Genomic DNA, 19,547 nt, shown 5'->3' with positions numbered 1-19,547 from the left:
CCCCGGTCGTGGCCCGCCGACGAGCCCCATATGTTTGGACAAAATGTGCCAAATGGTCGCGGGTTACCTGCCCCGGCCTTCCCGGAAGGGGCAACCATGGTGCAGCGGGTGGTCGTCGTCGGAGCAGGATTCGCCGGGTTCGAGACGGTGCGCAAACTGGAACGAACCCTCGGCCCGCGCGAGGCCGAGATCGTGCTCGTGAGTCCGATGGACTACATGGTCTACCGGCCGCTGCTGCCCCAGGTCGCGGCGGGCGTGTTGTCCTCGCGGACCACGGCGGTGCCGCTGCACCGGATGCTCAAGCGCACCCACGTCCTGCCCGGCGGCGCGATCGGCGTCGACCTGGCGGCCAAGGTCTGCGTCGTACGCAAGATCTCCGGCGACATCACCAACGAGCACTACGACAAGCTCGTCCTGGCCCCGGGCAGCGTGACCCGCACCTTCGACATCCCCGGGCTGACCACCTACGGCCACGGCATGAAGAACCTGGCCGAGGCGGTCTACCTGCGCGACCACGTGATCGCCCAGTTGGAGATCGCCAACTCCAGCACCGACCCGGCCGAGCGCGCGTCGCGCTGCCAGTTCATCGTGGTCGGCGGCGGCTACGCGGGTGTGGAGACCGCCGCGTGCCTGGAGATGCTCACCACCAATTCGCTGCGGCACTTCCCGCGCCTGGACCCGGCGCAGGTGCGCTGGATGATCGTGGACGTGGCCCCGCGCCTGATGCCCGAACTCGGCGAGAACCTGGGCAAGGCCACCTTGCAGATGCTGGCCAAGCGCGGTGTGGACGTGCGGCTGGGGATCAGCGTCCAGGAGATCACCGAGGACTCGGTGACGCTGACCACCGGCGAGAAGTTGCCGTGCCGGACGCTGGTGTGGACGGCGGGCGTCACCGCGAGCCCGCTGGTGGGCACGATGGGCACCGAGTTGGTGCGCGGTCGGCTCTCCGTCGCCGCCGATCTCGCCGTGCCCGGCAACCCGGACGTGTTCGCTCTGGGCGACGCCGCGGCCGTGCCCGACCTGGCCAAGGGCGACGGCGCGATCTGCCCGCCCACCGCGCAGTACGCGCACCGGCAGGCCAAGATCGCCGCCGCCAACGTGGTCGCCTCGCTGCGCGGACAACCGCTGAGCCCGTTCCGGCACAAGGACCTGGGCCTAGTCGTCGACCTCGGCGGCACCCAGGCGGTGGCCCGGCCGCTGGGCCACGAGATGCGCGGCCTGCCCGCCCAGGCGATCACCCGCGGCTACCACCTGATGACGGTGCCCTCGATCCGGGCCCGCACCCGGGTGTTGTCCAACTGGGTCCAGCACGCCTTCGCGGGCGACGACCTGGTCCGGCTCGGCTTCATGTCCGACCTGGACGGCCGGATGGGCAACCTGGAGAAGACCGACGCCTACCTGTCGGTGGACGAGGTCGCCGCCCGCACCGGATCCCGCGCCGCCCACCCGTGAGCCCGGACTCGGTGCCGGGTGCCGACGCCCGTCCGGGCGGGTACACCGGGGCCATGAACGACGAGCACACGGCGGCCCGGCTGCGGGCGGCGCTGGTGGAGCGGCTGTGGGTGACCGGGAGCGTGCGCACCGAGTCGGTCGCGGACGCGATGTCGTGGGTGCCGCGCGAGGTGTTCACCCCCGGCGCCGGCTCACTGGCCCGTGCCTACGAGGACCGGGTCGTGGTGTTGTCCACCGACGAACGCGGGCTTCCGGACAGTACGGTCAGCCAGCCGGCGATGGTCGCGCTGATGCTCGAACAGCTCGCCGTCCGGCCCGGGATGCGGGTGCTGGAGATCGGCACCGGAAGCGGCTACAACGCGGCCCTGTTGGCCCGGCTGACCGGCCCCGAGGGGGAGGTGGTCAGCGTCGAGGTGTCCGCCGAGTTGGCGGTCGCGGCCGCCCGGCGGCTGGCCCGGCTCGGCACCCGGGTGGACGTGCGGACCGGGGACGGCTGGGTCGGGGTCGCCGACCGGGCGCCGTTCGACCGGATCGAGGCCACCGTGGGGGTGCCGGACCTGCCGCCGGCCTGGGTGGAGCAGCTCGCGCCGGACGGGGTGCTGGTCGCTCCGATGTGGCTGCGGCCGGGCCTGGAGCTGGCCGTCGCGTGGCGGCGCGGCACCGGTGGCATGTTGGTGAGCACGTCGGTGGCGCGCTGCGGATTCCTCCAGTTGCGCGGCCCGCATGCCGGGCCGGGCCGGACCCACGCGCTGACCGGCGACCTCGCGGTGATCGGCGAGGATCTGCCACCGGCCGCGTTGGACGTGTTGCGGGGTCTGCTCGACCACGGTGCGGTGGACGCGGGGCCGGTACTGGGTCCGGTGGACGTGCGGCTGACCGGATTCGCGTTGGCCGAACCGCGCTCGGTGTTGTTCCTGGGGCATCCGGGCGACGGGATGACGTGGGGTCTGTTCGACCCGGAGCGGCCCGCGCTCGCGGTGCTCATGCAGGACCGGATCCTGGTCTACGGCGACCGCGACGCGGCGGTCGACCTGTACTACGGCGTGGCCGGCGCGCCGGTGGTGAACGCCGACCGGCTGCGGCTGGAGGCGATCCCGGTGGCCCCCGGCCTCCCGGACTCGGCCGACGCGCCGAACGCGGGCGGCCGGACCTGGACGGTGGAGCGGGAGCACTACCGGTATCGACTCACCGAGACGTGAGCCGATCCGCGGCGCGGTCGCCGGGCCGCGTGTCGCCGGGCTACACGGGGGTGCGCAGCAGGCAGAACTCGTTGCCCTCGGGGTCGGTCAGCACCTGCCAGCTGTTGTCGCCCTGGCCGATGTCGGCGGGCTTGGCACCGAGTGCGAGCAGCCGGGCCAGTTCGCCCTCCTGGTCCGAGCCGATCGCCGGGCTGACGTCGATGTGCAGCCGGTTCTTGACCGTCTTGCCCTCGGGGACCGGCTGGAACAGGATCGTGGGCAACGATCCGTCGGGCGCGTTCAGTTCGATGTCCTCGCCTTGCACGGTGAGGTCCCAGTCGAGCACTCGGCGCCAGAATTCGGCGAGGGCGGGCACGTCGTTCGCGTCGACGACGAGTTCGGAGAACACGGCGGCCATGGCGGCTCCTGGGTTCGGGATGGGTGAGGCGGACCCGGACGGGTGATCGCTCACTGGGGCGGCAGCGCGCGGACCACCTGTCCGAATCGCGCGGATCCGGTCAGCGTGGCGTGCTCCGGCCCCTGCCAGTTGACCTCCAGCTCCTCCAGGATGCCCTCGTGCCACCAGAACATCCCGGTGGACAACGGCTGCTGATCCCGGGTCAATCCCTGTGCGGTCTTCAGTACGAAGCCGGCCATCCCCACGGTGCGCTGCGAGGTCAGCGGCAGCGCGAGCAGGCAGTTGTCCACCGGCAGCGAGACCAGCGCACCCGCGCGCAGCGGGTCCCCGATCGCCTCGCCGAGCCGGAACAACTGGGCGGAGCCGGGCCAGCCCTGGCCGAGCAGCGAGTGCAGCGTGCTGCCGGTGGAAATCTCCATCGGCGTGCCGCCGTAGCCCTCCATCCGCAGGTTCGTCGCGGCCTGGAGCCAGACGTCCTCGACCGCCATGCCCCACTGCTGCACCATCGGCGTCTCGACCGTGACGGCGGCGCCGTCCGGGCCCTTGACACACGCCACGGCGACGATCTCGCCGCGCTCGCCCAGCGGCCACACCATGCCCTGCATCCCCAGGTGCGGGCCGGGTCGGCTGATGATCAGCCGCAGGTCCTGGCGGATGCGATCCGGTGGCGCGCTCATCAGCACGCCGCGCACGTCCTGCCCCCAGGCGGTGTTCTGCGGGCTGCGGGACTGGCGACGAAACAGCGCCACGGGAGGCTCCTCGTGCGGGTGGCGGGCGGGCCTGACAAGTCATAGTCAACACCCCCCGCCCGGCGCAACATCAGCGGGCACGGCCACCCCTGCGGCGATCCCGGTCGGGGCTCGACCGGGACTTCCTCTCCGCACCGACGAGTCACATCATCGGACGATGGAAATCAAGGGCTGGGCGCTGGTGCCGGAGATGGCCGGGAAGTACCGGACCGGCTACGTGCGCGTGAAATGGCCGTTGGCCAGGCTACGGATCGAGACCGGTCTGATCGGTCTGCGAAGCCGCCCGGCGTGGGTGACGACCGCGTTCAACGGCGAGCCGTTGGCGGTGAGTTCACCGACGGACATCGAAGTGGTCTTCGCGAGCGTCGGGACGCTGCGGCTGCCCCTGGTGGGCCTGCGCACGGCCACCGGGCTCACGTACTGCTTCGGGCCCGGTCGTGGCACCTACTTCCGGGCCTCCCGCCGCGTGGCCGAAATCCTCGACCTGTGCGAACGGGAGGGCTTCACCGTGTCCCGGGAGGCCCGCAGGCTCGACCTGACCGGATGATCCGCCGGGCCCGCGCTCGGGCGCCTCACGCCTGGCGGGTCGGGAGGATGACGATCTGGCGCAGGTTGACGTGGCGCGGTCGGGTCGCCACGTAGGCCACCAGGTCGGCGACGTCGGTTGCGGACAGGCTGCCGATCGTGTCGAACATGGCGCCGAGTTGGCCCGATTCACCCAATTCGGCGTTGTCGATGTGCGAGCCGAGCTCGGTGTCGGTCAGGCCCGGCTCGATGTTGGTGACCCGGACGTCGCGCGGGCCCAGTTCGCTGCGCAGGGACGCGGACAGGTGGCTGAGCGCGGCCTTGGTCGCGCCGTACACCGCGTAGTTCGGGAAGGTCACGTGGGCGCCGATCGAGGAGATGTCGACCAGGTCGGCGGGCCGCCCGTCGGCCGCGGCGGCCACCAGGTCGGCGGTGAACGCGCGGATGATCCGCAGCGCGCCGGTGACGTTGGTGTCGATCATCCGGGTCCACTCGTCGATCCGGCCGTCGTCCACCGGGTTGGGCAGCATCACCCCGGCCGAGTTGACGACCAGGTCGACCCGGCCCAGTTCGGCGCGGATCCGGGCCGCGCCGGCGTCCACCGACTCCTGGTCGGTGACGTCGACCACGACGGCGAGGGCGGTGCCGCCGGCGGCGTCGATCTCGGCGGCCAGGTCCTTCAGCCGATCCTCGCGGCGGGCGAGCAGCGCGACGTGCGCGCCCTGGGCGGCGAGCAGCCGGGCGGTCTCGGCGCCCATGCCGCTGGCGGCTCCGGTGACGACGGCGATCCGACCGGCAAGCGTGGTGTGGCTCATGGGAGGGCTCCAGTGGAAGCGGGGCGGGGCGTGTTCCCCGCCGACTCACCCCACCTTGCCGGTGCCCGCGAGACGCACCCAGACCCCGCGTTTTCCTGGGTCTGCTCGTACCACCTTCGGGGCCGGGGCGACCACGCGCGCCGCCGGACGCGGTGCTGCTCGGCGCGGGATCGAGCGCACGCCCTAAGGTCTTGGGGCATGAGCAACGCGTCGTTCGAGCAGCTTGGTGACTTCCTGCGTGCGTGTCGGGCCCGGGTCGCGCCCGAGGCGGTCGGGCTGCCGGTGTTCGGGCGCAAGCGTCGGGTGGCCGGGTTGCGGCGCGAGGAGGTCGCGCAGCTCGCGGGCGTGAGCGTGGACTACTACGTGCGGCTGGAGCAGGGCCGGGGGCAGCACGTCTCGGATGCCGTGCTGGACGCGATCGGACGCGCCTTGCGGTTGGATCCGACCGAGTCCGAGCACATGTGGGATCTGGCCCGGCCGACCCGGGCGGGTGTGCGGCGGGTCGCGCCGTCGACGGTGCGGCCGGGCGTACAGGTGCTCCTCGATCGCATCGACGCGCCCGCGTTCGTGCTCGGGCCGTGCATGGACGTGGCGGCCTGGAACGCGGCGGCCGACGCGGTGATGGGGTTGAGCGCGATGGCGCCGCACGAGCGCAACATGGCGCGGCACACCTTCCTGTCGCCGGACGCGGGGCGCTTCTATCCGGATTGGGAACGGGTCGCCGCCGATACGGTCGCGTTCCTGCGTCTGGACGCCGCGCGGCACGCCGCGGATGCGCGAATGGCCGCCCTCGTCGAGGAGTTGACGGCCGGCAACCCGCGCTTCCGGCCGTTGTGGGACGCCCACCAGGTGGCCGAGAAGACGCATGGCAGCAAGCGCCTGCGGCCCGCCGACGGCAGCGTGCTGGACACCGCCTACGAGAGCCTGTCCTTCCCCGGCGACCCCGACCTGCTGCTGATCGTCTACACGACCGCGCCGCGCCCGGTACGCCCCGGCATCGAGCCGGCGGCGACGGCCGGCCGGGCCTGAACCCGGCCCGGCGGCACGCCTACGCGGTCAGTTCGCGGTCCAGCGGGACGCGGAAGCGGGGTGTCACGCAGGTGCCCGCCAACCATGCGGCGTGGCGGGCGACTTCGGCCTCGATCGCCTTGGTCGCCTCCGGCGGGAGGTCGGCGACCAGTGCCTGCCAGACCAGCTCTCCGTCCGCCCGGGTGGCCCATCCGCCCACGACCCGGCCGTTCCACCACACGGTCGGGCCGATGTTGCCCATCCGGTCGAACAGGCGCTCGCGCAGCTCGGGCGTGATGTACCAGTCCCGTGCCTTCCAACCCATCGGCGTGGCGTCCAGCGCCGGCAACAACGCCGCCCACGGCTCCGGTGTCGGCCCCGGCTCCTCGTCGCCGGGCAGTACGTAGCCGACGCTTCCGTCGTCCAGTGCGACCTCCACCGCGCGCACCGCCGCGAGCGCGTGTCGGGTGTCGGTCATCGTCCAGCCGGTCCACCACTTGAGGTCGTCCACCGTCCCGGGGCCGAACGCGGCCAGCCAGCCGCGCACCAGTTCGGCCTTGGCCTCGGTCTTCCCGATCTCCGGCAACGACGGTGCGATGGCGTAGCGGAATCGGCTGGACAACCACGACCCCTGCGGCCGGGCCCGGACGATCCTGCCCTCGCAGGAGAGGGTGAACAACAGCCGCGTGGACACGCCCTGGTTCGCCTCGTACGGCTTGCCGATCGCCACCCGGATCTGGGTGCGCAACTTCGGTACCACCTCGCCCAGTTGCATCGCCGTCGCCTCGCCCAGCCCGGTCAGCGCGGCCACGGTGGCCTCCTCGACCTCGTCCAGCCACGCCTGGTCGTAGCCACCCGACGCCAGGAACTGGAGCATCACCCGGCGCTGCGTGATCGCGACCGCGTCGGTGCTGGAGCGCTGGACCACGTGCACGATCTCGCGCGGGACCACGTAGACGGTGCGCCGCATGCCGGGCATCCGGACCAGCGACTTGTCGTCGTAGAGCGCCCGTTCGACCTCGGTCGACGACGCCTCGGCCAGGCGCGCGCACAGGGACAGGTAGACCGTGGCGGGGTCGGTGGCGTGCAGCAGGAGCACGGCCCGGGCCGCGTCCTCCGCGTTCGCGGCTCGCGCGCCGGGCGCCAGGCGATGCCGAATGCCCAAACGCGCTCGTCGTTCGTCGTCGCTGATCCGTGGCAACGCAGTGCTCATGCGCCGACCATAGGGGTCCGGTCCGACATGTGGCCGGGAATCATACGGCGCGGCGATTCCGGATCGTTTTACCGTGGCGGGTCGGTACACGGAAGAATCGAGTACCGAGTAGCGCGCACCGAGTTCCTCCCCCGTACCACCGCACGTCCGTGTGAAGGAGTCACCATGCCGTCTGCGGGATCGTCCCGATTCGATTGGCGTCGAATGACGCTCGCCCGCAGGGCGGCGAGCGCGGGTGGTCCGCGCCCACCGAAGGCCGGGAACGGTCTGGTGATCGGGGCGGTGATCATCGGGGCGATCGTGCTCCTGGCCTGGTGGTTGTTGTCCTCCGGCGGGAGCGACAACGGCAAGAAGTCGGCCGCCGCGACCGCGCTGCCCAACGCGTCCGGATCGGCGAATCCGTCCGCGCGCACGAGTGGCTCCTCGGTGCCCACGCCCACCTCGACGGCCAAGATGGCGGTCATCGCGCGCCAGTCGATCGGCCTGGAGATACGGGAGAAGCCGGGCAAGGGCAAGACCGTCGCCGAGGTGAGCGCGGGCACCAAACTGACCGCGACCTGCCGGGCCAAGGGCACCAACATCTACGGCTGGCGTGGTGGCAAGAGCGATCAGTGGGTGCTCGTGACCACCGGCCAGGGCACCGGCTACGCGCCCGAGGCGTGGTTGGAGACCACCGGCTCGGCGAAGGACCTGCTGCCCGTCTGCTGAGCCGCCGGCGCGGGCCCGGACCCCCGGGTGGATCGGGCGGATCGGGCCGACCGCCGGCCCGGCGCCCGTTCGCGGCCGATCAGCCACGGGCTCAGCGGGGTCCGCGCGACCAGCCAGGCGAAGCCGGCGGCCGCGACGGTGACCACGGCCGCCAGGACGGCGGTGTCGACGGCGGGCGACCAGGGCAACGCGGCGGCGAATCCGTTCAGTTCGAGCAGTCGCAGGATCATCGGGTGCACCAGGTAGACCCCGAAGGCCAGTTGCGCGCCGCGCGCGGCGGCGGGCCGACTCGGGATCGGCGTCCGGGCTCGTTCCCAGCGGCCGGCGACGGCGTACAGCGCGAGCACCGCGACCGGCCCCCACAGCAGGCTCGCCGGCTGGGTGGCGATCGAGGCGGTCGCGGTGTCCCGGCCCGCGGCCACGGTGTGCCGGTACCACGCGTAGGTCAGCGCGAGCGTCGCGAGCGTGCCGACCGCGATGGTCCTGGTGTGCCCCAGGACCCAGGCGTGGAAGGCGTCCAGGTGCACCGCGGCGAGCGCGCCGGCCAGCACGAAGAAGCCGTAGGTGGGCAGCAGCATGCCGCCGTGGACGCGATACCACTCCAGCGGCCCGCTCAGCGGCGTGGGATGGAACAGCACCACCAACGCCGCGAGTTGCCCGAGTCCGGCGATCGCGAGGAGCAACACGTGGCGACCGGCGCAGGCCCGGACGAGCTTGACCAGGAGCGGGAGCAGTACGGCGATCTGGAGCGACACGAGCAGGAAGTACAGGTGGTACCAGGATCCGCCCCAGACGATGCCGCCGCGCAGATCGCCCAGTGCGCCGGGCAGGTCCTGTCGGATCCGCACGTGGTCGCCCAGCACCCAATAGGCGGTGGACCACAGCAGATACGGCACGCCCAGGAGCTTGAACCGCTTGCCGAGAAAGGCCCCGACCCGCAGTGGGCGGCCGTAGGCGCTGTGGAAGAGCACGAACGTGCTGACGAAGAAGAACACCGCGCGCGTCGAGTGCAGGACGAGCTGGGTGAAGGCCGGGCCCTCGCCCGGGAACGGGTAGGTGACGCCGATGACGTGCACCACGATCACGCACACGAAGGCGATGTCGCGCATCAGGTCGACCCGGTGCAGATGCGGCCGGCGACCGGTGCCGCGCGCGTCGGTCGGTGCCGGTGCCGGTGCCGATGCCGGTGCCGGAGCGATCGTCGGGCGGAGGTCCCGGGCCCGCTTGTCGTGGGTGCCGAAGGAGATGGCCATCACCAGGCGCCTGCCCCGAAAGCGGCGATCACCTCGCCGCGGGCCCGCCGATTTCGCCCGGGTGCGACGGGCGGTCGCGCCCTCCGAGCGGGGTGCGAGCCGGATCGAACCGCAGGACGCGGGGTGCCACAACGCGGAAAGTCCATGTAGGCAGCATGGACGTGCTACATGAGCGAATGATTAAAGCGGCCCCGAAGACCCCTTGACGTTGCGTCAGGTTCGGGCAAAATCCGCCGACGCGCACCGGGCCCGGTCCGGCGGACAGACAGGGCCCGGTGCGTGTCGGCGGCCGGATCGAAGGGTGAGGCGGCGGACGTCGGGCGGGGTTCGGGCCGGATGCCGCTCAGCCGCCCGGCTGGGGATCCGGGACGAACACGGCGCGGTCCCGGTGGAAGGTCATGGTGCCGGCGGTCGAGCCGTCCCAGCCCAGTCCGGCGGGTTCGTAGCGCTTGCTGACGGTGGCCCACCACAGGTTGGAGGTCATCACGTGGCCCACCTCGTCGAGGTAGGCCCGCATCCCCGGTTCGCCGCCGTGCGGCCCGGCCATGATGCGATCGCACAGGTCGAGGAACTTGCGTTCGGTGGCGTCGATCAGCCCGCAGATCTTGTTCATCGCGCCTTCGAGGTCCAGCCCCTCGGCCTCGCCGAGGTAGTAGACCAGGTTCACCCGGTCGTCCATGACCAGTTCCTTGCGATACGAGACCAGGTCGTTGATCAGCGTGTATCCGTCTATCGCGGTGTCGTGCAGGGCCACCATCTCGGCGGTGCGAAACGCCTCCTGGGACAGTGCGACCCCCGGGACGCCCTCCTCGGCGAAGCCGAACAACCAGCGCACGCCCAGGCTGTGCCGACGGTCGTCCATGTAGGTGTCGTAGTCGGATATGCCGGCGTCGCGCCAGCTCTCCAACTCGGTGGTGAAGCCGTGCGCGAAGTCCTCCATGTAGGAGACGAAGCGGATCCAGCGGGCGGGCGGCATGCGCTCGCGCAGCCAGGAGAAGTCCTCCCGCAGAGGGGTCGAGCCGTCCCCCCAGCCGAGCAGGTCGGACATGAAGCGGCCGAAGACGTTGCGGGTGGCGAACGAACTGCCGCCCAGCCCGGCCTTGTCGACCAGGCTGTTCTCGATGCCGATCAGGTAGTTCATCACCTTGGCGGTGGTCAGGGCGAGTTCGTAGTCGGCGTGTGGCACGGACAGCGCCACCAGCAGCGTGCCGTCCACGTTCTTGTCGATCCGAGCCGCGTCGCCGGCATACGCGAAGCCCAGATGGCGGTGTGCCCACCAGCGGGATTCGCGCATCAGCCGGTCGGTTTCCGGATGGAACGTCATCGGCAGGAGGTTCGCGAGCTTCGGCAGATGGAAGCTGATCGGGAGGTCGACGACGGTGGGTGTGCTCACGCCGGGCTCCTTTCGCCGGTCTGCGTCGGAGTGTTCCTGCCCCCGCCGCGCGATCCGGCGGTGCCGGGTGCGGGGGCGCGCAGAGTCGTGGGGTGTGCTGCCGACCGGCCCGGGCCGCACGGGCTGCCCGGACGGCGGTGCGATCGCAGGGCCAGTCGATTGCCGAGGTGACCCAGGGCCAGCAGGGTGAAGTGGTCGGCCAGGCACGGGATCACGTACAGGAACGGTCTGGTGCCGAGCATGTCCGGCACCGACTCGATCCCGCCGTCGCCGCGTTGCGCGCCCAGCAGGTGCTCGACGCCGCGCGCCACCGGGCGCGGGTCGCTTTGCCGACACAGCGCGATCAGGGCGTACGCGGTGCTGATCGCGTCGCTGGGGTCGCCGGGTTGTTGGCCCCAGCCGCCGTCCGGGTTCTGCCCCTCGCGGATGGCGCCGAGGGCCCGCTTGACGGTGGCCCGGTAGGCGTCCGGGCCGCACGCGTCGATGGCCAGCAAACCGCGGAAGATCGCGTGGAAGCGGCTGCGGCTCCAGTCCGGCTCGAACGTGCCGTCGGGGCGCTGCGCGGCGGCCAGGAACCGGCGTCCGGCGGTGATCCGTTGCACGTGTCGCGACGAGCGTACGCTCAGCGCGTTGACGGCGGCGGCGGTCATGCACGCCTCCGAGGGCGCGCCGGTGATGTACGTGGGGAATCCGCCGTCCGGGCCCTGGTAGGACCACAGGGCGCGGAGGCCGAGGTCGATGGTGCGCCGGTAGCGCACCGGGTCCGTCGTGTGCAGGAACTCGATCGCCACCGAGGTGTCGTCCACGTCGGCGAGTACCGCCGCGTCGGTGTACGACCAGCCGCCGTCCGGTCGTTGGCCCGCCGCGAGGTGGTCGCCGATCCGCCGGCGGACCTCGTACGGGGCACCGGAGGCGTCCAGCGCGATGCCCGCGGTGACCGCACACCACGTGTCCGTGTCGGTCACGAACGGCACCCCGCCGTCCACGCGTTGGTGGGCCAGCGCCTTGGCCACGCCGTTGACGAGCAGCGCGTCCAGGTGCGGGCGGTCGGCGAGGGCGTGCAGCACCAGCAGGTGCACCAGGAGGTTGCCTTCCCAGACCCCCGAACCCTGCTGGGTGTCCAGGAGCAGGCGCAGTTCGGCCGGGGTGATCTCGTCCGCGTGGCCGGTGAGGTCGGCCAGCGCGACCTTGAGCGCGACGGTCTGCACGTGCGCCCACGGGTGCAGGTTGCCGGTGTCGAACGCTCCCGCGTCGAAGGGCCGTCGGGCGGCCCGGCGCGGTGGGCCCAGCAGGGCCAGGACGGTCTCCAGCATGACCCGCTTGCGCACGTTGAGAAACGCCGGCGCGCGTTGCAAAAAGCGGTCGAGCACATCGCCCGCATCCTGCTCGGAGGGCTCGCCGACATGGCCTGAAGCAATCGTTGCCAGCAATCGATCGAGGGGTTCGGCACTCTCCAGGCGATCGGTGAGGAATCCGGCCACCCGACGATGGTGATCGGCCTCTATGCCGGTGCGCTCCAGAAGGCGCAACAACAGTGCCGATTCGAGCACCCGGCTTCGACACGGACCGCGCACCGCGCCGTCGGGGCGGACCGAATCGGCGACGCGTCGACGCAACCGAGCCGTGGCCACCGGCAGTTCGGGGACGAACAATTCCGCAGGCCACCCCGGCAACCGGGTGTCTCGCACGCGCATCGGTCAGCGCCTCCCCCACACGTCCTGTCGCAAGCTGTGCCGTGCTATCCGGTGTACGGGTATGGCGCCGAGCGGGCAATGGGTACTGCGGTCGGGGGGACTCGGCGCGGAATGCGCGCCCCGGCAAGTGGAGGACCCCCATCGCTCGAACCGGGTGTGTCCTCAACACGAAATCACCCGAAGGCGTGAATGCGGAAGCCTGTACTCGTTTGTTGTCTGAATTGGTGAGTAATCGCCATCAAATGTGCTGGAAATGAACGGCTATTGACGGCACTTCAGACCACCGGGAGCAGCCCTTCGAGTCCGGGAGCGGTCCTGGTGGGCGCGAATTCGACAACGTCGTACGCCGCCACGCCCTCGCGTCGGAACGGATCCTCCGCCAACAGCGCGTCGAGCGCGTCCCGATCCGCGGCGCGCGCCAGGATCACTCCGCCGGTCCGCGGCACCCGACGACCGGAGGCCACCAACGCGCCGGCCGCATAGTGGCGGTCGAGCCACTCCAGGTGTTCGGGCATGAGCGCATCGACGTCCTCGATGGGGGCGGTGTAGGTCAACGTGATCACGAACATGCCCCGATCGTAGGGCGTGCCGGGGGCCGGCCGAGGGGGGGTTGTGCCCATTCGGCACGCATCGGTCCCGGGCGGACGCCCCGATCCCGCCCGGGTGCGCGGCGTGGGCGCCGTTGCCGCCGCCTTGTTCGAGCGGGGTCGGTTGGGCCATTCTCGGCACATGATCACTCCCGAGACCAAGAGCTGGACGTGGGTCGTCGAGTCGGCCTGTCCCGACTGCGGCCTGGACACCCCGGCCGTCCCGCGTACCCGGGTCCCCGCCCTGACCCGTGCCAACGCCGCCGCGTGGCACGAGTTGCTCGTCTCCGGTGGCGAGGAACTGCGCATCCGGCCGAATCCGGACACCTGGTCGCCGACCGAGTACGCGTGCCATGTCCGCGACGTGTTCGTGCTCTTCGACGAGCGCCTGCGGCTGATGTTGACCCGGGACGCCCCGGACTTCGCCAACTGGGACCAGGACACGACGGCGGTCGAGTCCCGCTATGCCGAGCAGGACCCGGCGGCGGTCGCGGTCGACCTGGTGGCGGCCGGTGCCACGCTGGCCGACGCGTTCGCGGCGGTGACCGAGGAGCAGTGGGCCCGTACCGGCAACCGCAGCGACGGCATGGTCTTCACCGTCGAGTCCTTCGCGCGCTACTTCATCCACGACCCGATCCACCACCTGTGGGACGTCACCGGCGTCCCGGCCGGCTGACCTCGCGGCACGTCCGCCCCGACCGGATGGGCGGCCGACGAGCGAGTTCCTACCGTCGGGTGAGTTCCTCGCCCAGCGCCTCGGCCACCGCGTCGCGGACCGCCGACTCGGTCGGTGTCGCCCGGCCGGTTTCGGCGGCGAGTTCGGCCAGGGACGTCATCGTGGTGTCCGGGAGGGCACACGCGGTGAACGTGGTGAAGGCGCTCAGGTCGGGGTCGATGTTGAGCGCGAAGCCGTGGCTGCTGACGCCGCGTCGGATCCGCATCCCGATGGACGCGAGCTTGCGGTGGTCCGGAGTCCAGATGCCCACCAGGCTCGACGCGCCCGCCGGGGTCTCCCGCCGGATCGCCGGGAAGCCGAGTGTGTCCAGCGCGGCGAGCAGGCCGTTCTCCACCCGCCGCACCAGATCGCCGGGCCCGAGCGCCCGCACGTGCACCACCAGGTAGCCGATCAGTTGGCCGGGTCCGTGATAGGTCGCGTGGCCGCCGCGGTCCACCTCGACCAGCGGGATCGGCGACGCCGGATCCGGGAGGTCGGTGACCGGGGTGCGTGCGCTGTACGTGATCACCGGCGGGTGGGTGAGCAGGAACAGCCGGTCGGGAGCCGACCCCTGCTGCCGCTCGGCGACCCAACGGTCCATCTCGACCTGCGCCGTCGGATAGGCCACCACGCCCAGGTCGACCCGCAACGGCGTGGTCGTGTTCCGGATGCCCTGCTCGTGCACGCGCCGACCTCCTAGGCGGTCGTCGTATCGTCGGTGCGGCGCCAACGCATCGCGGTGGCGAAGGACAGGTCGACGAAGTCCGCGCCCGGGAAGACCTCACCGTAGCGGTCCCGGTACTGCCCGCGGGTCAGATAGTGATCCGACATCAGGTGGTCCAGCCAGGCCGCGCCGGTGCGGAAGCGGTACAACCACCAGGCGTCCCGGGCACGCATGCCCCGCAGGTCGCGGGCCAGTTCGCGCGCGGCGCCGGCGATGTACTGCCGGCGTGTCGCACCCGGCACGGTGGCCACGTTGTCGACCAGGACGATCTCGCCACCGGGTCGCACCAGCGATTTCAGGTGTGTCAACGCCGCGCCCAGGTCCGGGAGATGGTGCAGGGTGCCCATGCTCAGCACCAGGTCGAAGCCCTCGCCGTCGTGCACGTCGGTGAGCGAGGCGACCCGGTAGCGGACGCGCTCGTGCGGACGTCGGACCCGCGCGACCTCGATCAGCGGCGCGCTCACGTCCGCCGCCAGCACCTCGACATAGGAGCCGGCCAGGGCCAACGCGTGCCGGCCGGAGCCGCAACCGGCGTCCAGCGCACGGCCGCCGGTCAATTCGAGCCCGGCCAGCCACTCGCCGAGGGGGTCGCACAGTCCCGCATAGCGGTCGTAGTCGCCCGCGAAGGCGTCGAAGAGCCGGGGGTCGGCCTTGAGCGGTTTCATTGACTTGGTCAAGAATGGCTTGCGTGTCCCGAACCACGTACGGGTCCCGAACCAGGTGCGCACCGCGGACCAGGCACGCGCCCCGAACCGGCCGCCCGACGCCGCACGTTTCGCGTCGGCCGGCTCGCGGCCGGCCGCCCGGTCGACGATCGGGCGATTCGCCCCGATCAGTGCCACTGGAACGGCATTTGCACCCATTCGTTCCCCGGTTGCCCGGTCCGACGCCGTGCGACTCGAAGCCCTTCGCCCCTCAATCATGCCGAGGATGACGCCCCCATGTCCTTCGTACTCGTCGACAAACCCCGCCCGCACATCACGCTCATCACCCTCAATCGACCGGACCGCATGAACGCCATGGCTTTCGACGTCATGGTCCCCTTTCGTGAGGCGCTGGAAGCCGTGAGCGCCGACAACGATACGCGTGTCGTCATATTGACCGGCGCGGGGAGGGGCTTCTGCTCCGGTGCGGATCTGGAGAATTCCGGCCGGATCCCCGGCATCAAGGGGTTGACCCGAACCAGCATCGCCCGTCGCTCGATGGAGATCCTGGACGACGTGATCCTGGGGCTGCGCCGGATGCATCAACCGGTGATCGGCGCCATCAACGGCCCCGCGATCGGCGGCGGCTTCTGTCTCGCCACCGCCACCGACATCCGAATCGCCGCCGACACGGCCTACTTTCGGGCAGCCGGCATCAACAACGGACTCACCGCGAGCGAGCTCGGAATCAGCTATTTGCTCCCCCGGGCGATCGGGTCGTCTCGGGCATTCGAGATCATGTTGTCCGGACGGGACGTGGACGCGACCGAGGCCGAGCGGATCGGACTGGTGTCGCGCGTGGTGTCGGGCGAGAAGTTGCTCGACGACGCGTACGAACTCGCCGAGCGGATCATCGGGTTCAGTCGAGTGGGGGTGGAAGTGACCAAACGGTTGCTGTGGTCCGGCATGGAGGCCGGCAGCATGCACTCGCACATGGACCACGAGGGGCACGCCCAGTTGTACGTGCGCCTGACGACGCAGAACTTCGAGGAGGCCATTCGGGCCCGCAAGGACAAGCGGCGGCCGGAGTACAAGGACTGACGGACATTCGGACAGAGCTTGAGGCCGCCTTCGGCCGACCGGCGGCGACCTCCGGCGGAAGTTCAGCCGAAAGGCTGACGGATATTCAGCCGGATGCGGGCGTGACGTCGGCCCGATGTCGGTGTCACATGTCCGTAATTACTTGGTCCGGACTTCACACGTTGAGTGAATGTTGAACATGTGTTGACCGGGAACGGGCAAGCTCAGGCTCATAGTGCGGCGGTCCGGCCGGATCCGGCGGGGCCGCCGCCCACACCGCGGGGGTGTGAGCGAGATGCGAGGAGAGTTTCCGTGCTTCACGGAAGGAACGACGAACTGGCCGCCGTCACGGCACTGCTGCAGCGGACGCGCGCCGGTGACGGCGGAGCGGTCGTGCTGCGCGGGGCCGCGGGGACGGGCAAGACGACGCTCCTGGCCGAGGCGATGTGGGAAGCGAAGGGGATGACCGTCCTGCGGACGGCCGGCCCGCGCGGCGGCGGCGCCCTCCCCTATACCGGGCTCCGCCAACTCCTCGCCGGCCTGCACCCCAGAATCGGCCGCCTCCCGCACACCCGGGCCCAGGCCCTGCGCACCGCACTCGGCCTGGCGCCGGGCGCGGCCGACCGCGGCGTGGTGGCCGCGGCGGCCTGCTCACTGATCCTGATCGCCGCCCGCGAACAGCCCGTCCTGCTCCTCGTCGACGACACCCACTGGCTCGACGCGGCCTCCGCGGCGGTCGTCTCCTACATCGCCGGCCGCGCCGAGGGCCTCCCGATCGCCGTCCTGCGCGCCACCCGCGAAGGCGCGAGCGGGGCGCCGAAGCCGACGGAGGGCGGGAGCGAGGGCACGGCGGACGCGGCATCGTCGGTCGACGACGCGGCCGGCGCGGACACCGTCGCCGCCGACCTCGACGAGCCGGCGACGAACGTCGCGACGCCGAGCGAGGCGACTCCCGACCGGGACGACCTCGACCCGAACCACGCGCGATGCACCGCGACCACGGACCAGCCCTCGGCACTCGAACACACGTCCGACACGGGAACGTTCGCAGCCGGCACCACACCCGACGGCGCCGAGCGGGAGGGCGACCCGGAGTCGGTCGCCGCCCCGGGTGAGTCGGGCACATCGAACGGGTCGCCTGCCGAGCGGCCGATGTCGCCCGGGCGGGCCGCCGGAACCGACGTGTTCTGGGGTGCCGAAAGCCGGGAAAGCGGCAGCGGCGCGAGCGCCGGCCCCGTCCCGGGCGCGGACCGGCCCGTCGAAGCCGGGCGGGTTCCGCCGTCCTCGGAGACCGGCCAAAGCAACGGGCGCGACCACGAGCAAAGCGGCAACGGGACCAACGACGCGAGCGACGACCGGAGCAACGACCGGAACGACAACCGCAACGGCAACCCGCACAACAGCCGGCACGACGACCAAGGCAGCGGCCGGGACGGTGGGCGCGGTACCGCCGCCGAGGCCGGGGCGCGTCGGGCGGGGTCCGGTGCGGCGGTCGCCGGTGGGGACGTGTCGTTCGCGGCGCTGCCGGAGGACGCTCGCCGCCTGCTCGCCTTGGCCGCGCTCGAACCGGCCGCCGACCTGGACCAGTTGGCCGTCGCCGGTCGCCGCATCGGGATCGGACGGAGTGCTCGGCTCGCGGTGCTGCGGGCCGGTCTGGTCGACGCCGCCGAACATCGGGTGCGCTTTCGAAACGCGGCGGCGCGCGAAGAGGTACGCCGCTCGCTCACCCCGGCGGAGCGCCGCTCGCTGCACGGGGCACTGGTCTACGCCGCGAGCGGGGCCCTGGCCTACCGGCGACCGTGGCACCTGGCCGCGCTCGCCACCGGCCCGGACGCCGACCTCGCCGCCGCCCTGGAGGCCGGCGCCGGCCGTACCCGCCGCGAACTCGGCGCGGGTGCCGCCGCCGCGACCTGGGAGCAGGCCGCCCGGCTGACCTCGGACCGCCCGGTCGCCCGCCGCCGGTACGTGGCCGCCGCGTACGCCGCGTGGGAGGCCGGCTTCCCGGCCCGCGCGCGCACCCTGCTGGACACCGCCGACGCGACCGACCTGGACGGCGTCGCCGACGAGGGCTCCTCGGCGCACTCGTCCGGCACCGCGATCCGGCTCCGCGCCGCGCTGCGGCATGCCGAGGGGCATCGCTCGGAAGCGGGAGCGCTGCTCCTGGAGGCGGCGCACGGTCGCGCCGCGCTCCTGCTCGCCGCGACCGGCGCCGCCTGGGAGGCGGGTGACCGGGCCCGGACGACCCAGGCCCGCGCCGCCCTGTCCGCCCTCCCGCTGGCCGCCGACGACCCGCTGCGCACCGTCGTGGCCGCCCTCGGCGCCGACGGCGTCTCCCCCGCGATGGTGGCGCCGGCTACCCGGGCCCGGCTGTACGGCCTGGGCATCGCACTGTGGGAGGTCACCCCGCTGGCGGTGCACGCGGCGGCCACCGACCAGGCCGCGTACGAGGTCCTCCTCGACGAGGCCGCGGTCCTGCGCACGCACGGCGCGCGCGGCGCCCTGGCCGCGGCACTGATGCCGCTCGCGGTCGCCGGCGCGCTGTCCGGGCGGGCCGTGGAGGCCGAAACGCACGCCGCCGAGGGCCTGCGCCTGGCCCGCTCCACCGGCCAGGGCACGCTGGCCGCCTGGTTCCTGGCCGCACTCTCGATGGCCGCGACCACCCAGGGCCGCATCGCCGAGGCCCGCGACGGCGCCTGGCAGGCCCTGCGGCTGACCGGCACCACGGGGCTCACCCCGGTCGGCGCCTACGCCCTCTACGCCCTCGCCGTCGTCGAACGCGCCGAGGGCCGCACCGAAGCCGCCTGCGAACTCCTCGCCAAGGCCCTGGCCGCACCCGCCGGCGCCCTGATGGAAGTCCGCATCCGCGCCGAACTCGCCACCGCCGGCCCCAACCGCACCGGCCTCGCCGCCCTCCCCCCACGCCCCACCCACCCCAACACCCCACCCCTCGCCCTCACCGCCCGAATCCCCCGCACCCCCCAACTGGCCACGGGCAGCGCGTAGGGAACACCTCCGGGGCGGCGGTGGTGGTGGCTTGGCAAGCGGGGTGGGCCAATGGGGGCGCGGGTCGCGGGCGCAGCGGGCGGGGTGGCCGGGGCCCGAGCGCAGCGGGCGGGGTAGGCGGGTCGTGAGCGCAGCAGGCGCAATGACCAGGTCGCAAGCGCAGCGCGTGGGCGGGGCTGAATCGCGAGCGCAGCGAGCCGAGACGCCCAAGACGCGAGCCGGACCCGACACCGGGGCCGGGGTCGTGAGCGCAGCGCGTGGGTGGGGCTGAGTCGCGAGCGCAGCGAGCCGAAAAGCCCAAGACGCCAGCCAGACCCCACACCGGAACCAGCGTCGCAAGCGCAGCGAGCGAAATGACCAGGCGGCGAGCGCAGCGCGTGGGCGGGAC

Annotated in this window: 18 protein-coding genes; 8 read left to right on the top strand and 10 right to left on the bottom strand. The window is 72.1% G+C overall.

The window, feature by feature from the left end:
• The first annotated feature begins 96 nt into the window (after positions 1 to 96).
• On the top strand, positions 97 to 1,452 hold the full coding sequence (locus ACFXMF_RS22115; protein WP_360311647.1) for an NAD(P)/FAD-dependent oxidoreductase: 1,356 nt from the start codon (positions 97 to 99) through the stop codon (positions 1,450 to 1,452).
• Between the two features lie 53 nt (positions 1,453 to 1,505).
• Positions 1,506 to 2,651, top strand: coding sequence for a methyltransferase domain-containing protein (locus ACFXMF_RS22110; RefSeq protein ID WP_379990304.1), 1,146 nt, complete (start codon positions 1,506 to 1,508; stop codon positions 2,649 to 2,651).
• Between the two features lie 40 nt (positions 2,652 to 2,691).
• Here the strand turns inward: ACFXMF_RS22110 and ACFXMF_RS22105 are convergent, their stop codons facing one another.
• Both ACFXMF_RS22105 and ACFXMF_RS22100 read right to left on the bottom strand, forming a co-directional pair.
• Complete coding sequence (locus ACFXMF_RS22105; RefSeq protein WP_360311643.1) at positions 2,692 to 3,048, bottom strand: VOC family protein; 357 nt, start codon at positions 3,046 to 3,048, stop codon at positions 2,692 to 2,694.
• Positions 3,049 to 3,098: 50 nt separating this feature from the next.
• Positions 3,099 to 3,797, bottom strand: coding sequence for a hypothetical protein (locus tag ACFXMF_RS22100; protein WP_360311641.1), 699 nt, complete (start codon positions 3,795 to 3,797; stop codon positions 3,099 to 3,101).
• Positions 3,798 to 3,954: 157 nt separating this feature from the next.
• Between ACFXMF_RS22100 and ACFXMF_RS22095 the strand changes: the two genes are divergently transcribed.
• Entirely contained in the window at positions 3,955 to 4,344 is a 390-nt protein-coding gene (locus ACFXMF_RS22095; RefSeq protein WP_379990305.1) for a hypothetical protein, read from the top strand.
• 25 nt (positions 4,345 to 4,369) lie between these two features.
• Here the strand turns inward: ACFXMF_RS22095 and ACFXMF_RS22090 are convergent, their stop codons facing one another.
• Entirely contained in the window at positions 4,370 to 5,137 is a 768-nt protein-coding gene (locus tag ACFXMF_RS22090) for an SDR family oxidoreductase (RefSeq protein ID WP_360311637.1), read from the bottom strand.
• Between the two features lie 198 nt (positions 5,138 to 5,335).
• Here ACFXMF_RS22090 and ACFXMF_RS22085 point away from each other — a divergent pair, with 198 nt between their 5' ends.
• A complete protein-coding gene (locus tag ACFXMF_RS22085) occupies positions 5,336 to 6,166 on the top strand; it encodes a helix-turn-helix transcriptional regulator (protein WP_379990306.1) in 831 nt (276 codons plus the stop codon).
• A 19-nt stretch (positions 6,167 to 6,185) separates the two neighbouring features.
• Here the strand turns inward: ACFXMF_RS22085 and ACFXMF_RS22080 are convergent, their stop codons facing one another.
• The gene (locus tag ACFXMF_RS22080; RefSeq protein WP_360311633.1) at positions 6,186 to 7,358 is read right to left on the bottom strand and encodes a winged helix DNA-binding domain-containing protein; all 1,173 of its coding nucleotides are present in this window, start codon (positions 7,356 to 7,358) and stop codon (positions 6,186 to 6,188) included.
• A 165-nt stretch (positions 7,359 to 7,523) separates the two neighbouring features.
• On the opposite strand from ACFXMF_RS22080, the gene ACFXMF_RS22075 reads away from it, so the two are divergent.
• Positions 7,524 to 8,066 carry a hypothetical protein gene (locus ACFXMF_RS22075; RefSeq protein ID WP_360311631.1) on the top strand — a complete coding sequence of 181 codons (543 nt, stop codon included), beginning with the start codon at positions 7,524 to 7,526 and terminating at the stop codon, positions 8,064 to 8,066.
• On the opposite strand, the gene ACFXMF_RS22070 is transcribed toward ACFXMF_RS22075, so the two are convergent.
• The 4 genes from ACFXMF_RS22070 to ACFXMF_RS22055 form a co-directional block, all read right to left on the bottom strand.
• Positions 8,003 to 9,319 (bottom strand): acyltransferase, encoded by a 1,317-nt coding sequence (locus tag ACFXMF_RS22070; protein ID WP_360311629.1) that lies wholly within the window; start codon positions 9,317 to 9,319, stop codon positions 8,003 to 8,005. The genes ACFXMF_RS22075 and ACFXMF_RS22070 overlap by 64 nt on opposite strands.
• 343 nt (positions 9,320 to 9,662) lie before the next feature.
• A complete protein-coding gene (locus ACFXMF_RS22065) occupies positions 9,663 to 10,712 on the bottom strand; it encodes a hypothetical protein (protein ID WP_360311627.1) in 1,050 nt (349 codons plus the stop codon).
• The gene (locus ACFXMF_RS22060; protein WP_379992144.1) at positions 10,709 to 12,406 is read right to left on the bottom strand and encodes a prenyltransferase/squalene oxidase repeat-containing protein; all 1,698 of its coding nucleotides are present in this window, start codon (positions 12,404 to 12,406) and stop codon (positions 10,709 to 10,711) included. The genes ACFXMF_RS22065 and ACFXMF_RS22060 overlap by 4 nt, the downstream gene beginning before the upstream one ends.
• Positions 12,407 to 12,681: 275 nt before the next feature.
• Complete coding sequence (locus ACFXMF_RS22055; RefSeq protein WP_360311623.1) at positions 12,682 to 12,975, bottom strand: YciI family protein; 294 nt, start codon at positions 12,973 to 12,975, stop codon at positions 12,682 to 12,684.
• 160 nt (positions 12,976 to 13,135) lie between these two features.
• Here ACFXMF_RS22055 and ACFXMF_RS22050 point away from each other — a divergent pair, with 160 nt between their 5' ends.
• On the top strand, positions 13,136 to 13,669 hold the full coding sequence (locus ACFXMF_RS22050) for a DinB family protein (protein WP_379992143.1): 534 nt from the start codon (positions 13,136 to 13,138) through the stop codon (positions 13,667 to 13,669).
• A gap of 49 nt (positions 13,670 to 13,718) precedes the next feature.
• Here the strand turns inward: ACFXMF_RS22050 and lipB are convergent, their stop codons facing one another.
• Together lipB and ACFXMF_RS22040 are read right to left on the bottom strand one after the other, a co-directional pair.
• Positions 13,719 to 14,393, bottom strand: a complete 675-nt coding sequence (gene lipB / locus ACFXMF_RS22045) for a lipoyl(octanoyl) transferase LipB (RefSeq protein ID WP_379992142.1) — start codon at positions 14,391 to 14,393, stop codon at positions 13,719 to 13,721.
• Positions 14,394 to 14,404: 11 nt separating this feature from the next.
• Positions 14,405 to 15,109 carry a class I SAM-dependent methyltransferase gene (locus tag ACFXMF_RS22040; protein WP_360311617.1) on the bottom strand — a complete coding sequence of 235 codons (705 nt, stop codon included), beginning with the start codon at positions 15,107 to 15,109 and terminating at the stop codon, positions 14,405 to 14,407.
• 264 nt (positions 15,110 to 15,373) lie between these two features.
• On the opposite strand from ACFXMF_RS22040, the gene ACFXMF_RS22035 reads away from it, so the two are divergent.
• Together ACFXMF_RS22035 and ACFXMF_RS22030 are read left to right on the top strand one after the other, a co-directional pair.
• Positions 15,374 to 16,177 carry an enoyl-CoA hydratase gene (locus ACFXMF_RS22035; protein ID WP_360311615.1) on the top strand — a complete coding sequence of 268 codons (804 nt, stop codon included), beginning with the start codon at positions 15,374 to 15,376 and terminating at the stop codon, positions 16,175 to 16,177.
• 291 nt (positions 16,178 to 16,468) lie between these two features.
• Positions 16,469 to 19,159 carry an AAA family ATPase gene (locus ACFXMF_RS22030; RefSeq protein WP_380017773.1) on the top strand — a complete coding sequence of 897 codons (2,691 nt, stop codon included), beginning with the start codon at positions 16,469 to 16,471 and terminating at the stop codon, positions 19,157 to 19,159.
• Positions 19,160 to 19,547 lie beyond the last annotated feature (388 nt).

This window comes from Embleya sp. NPDC059213 (assembly GCF_042754445.1).
Lineage (GTDB): Bacteria > Actinomycetota > Actinomycetes > Streptomycetales > Streptomycetaceae > Embleya.
The sequence above is the reverse complement of the archived record's forward strand: the minus strand, read 5'-3'. Positions and strand labels throughout refer to the sequence as shown.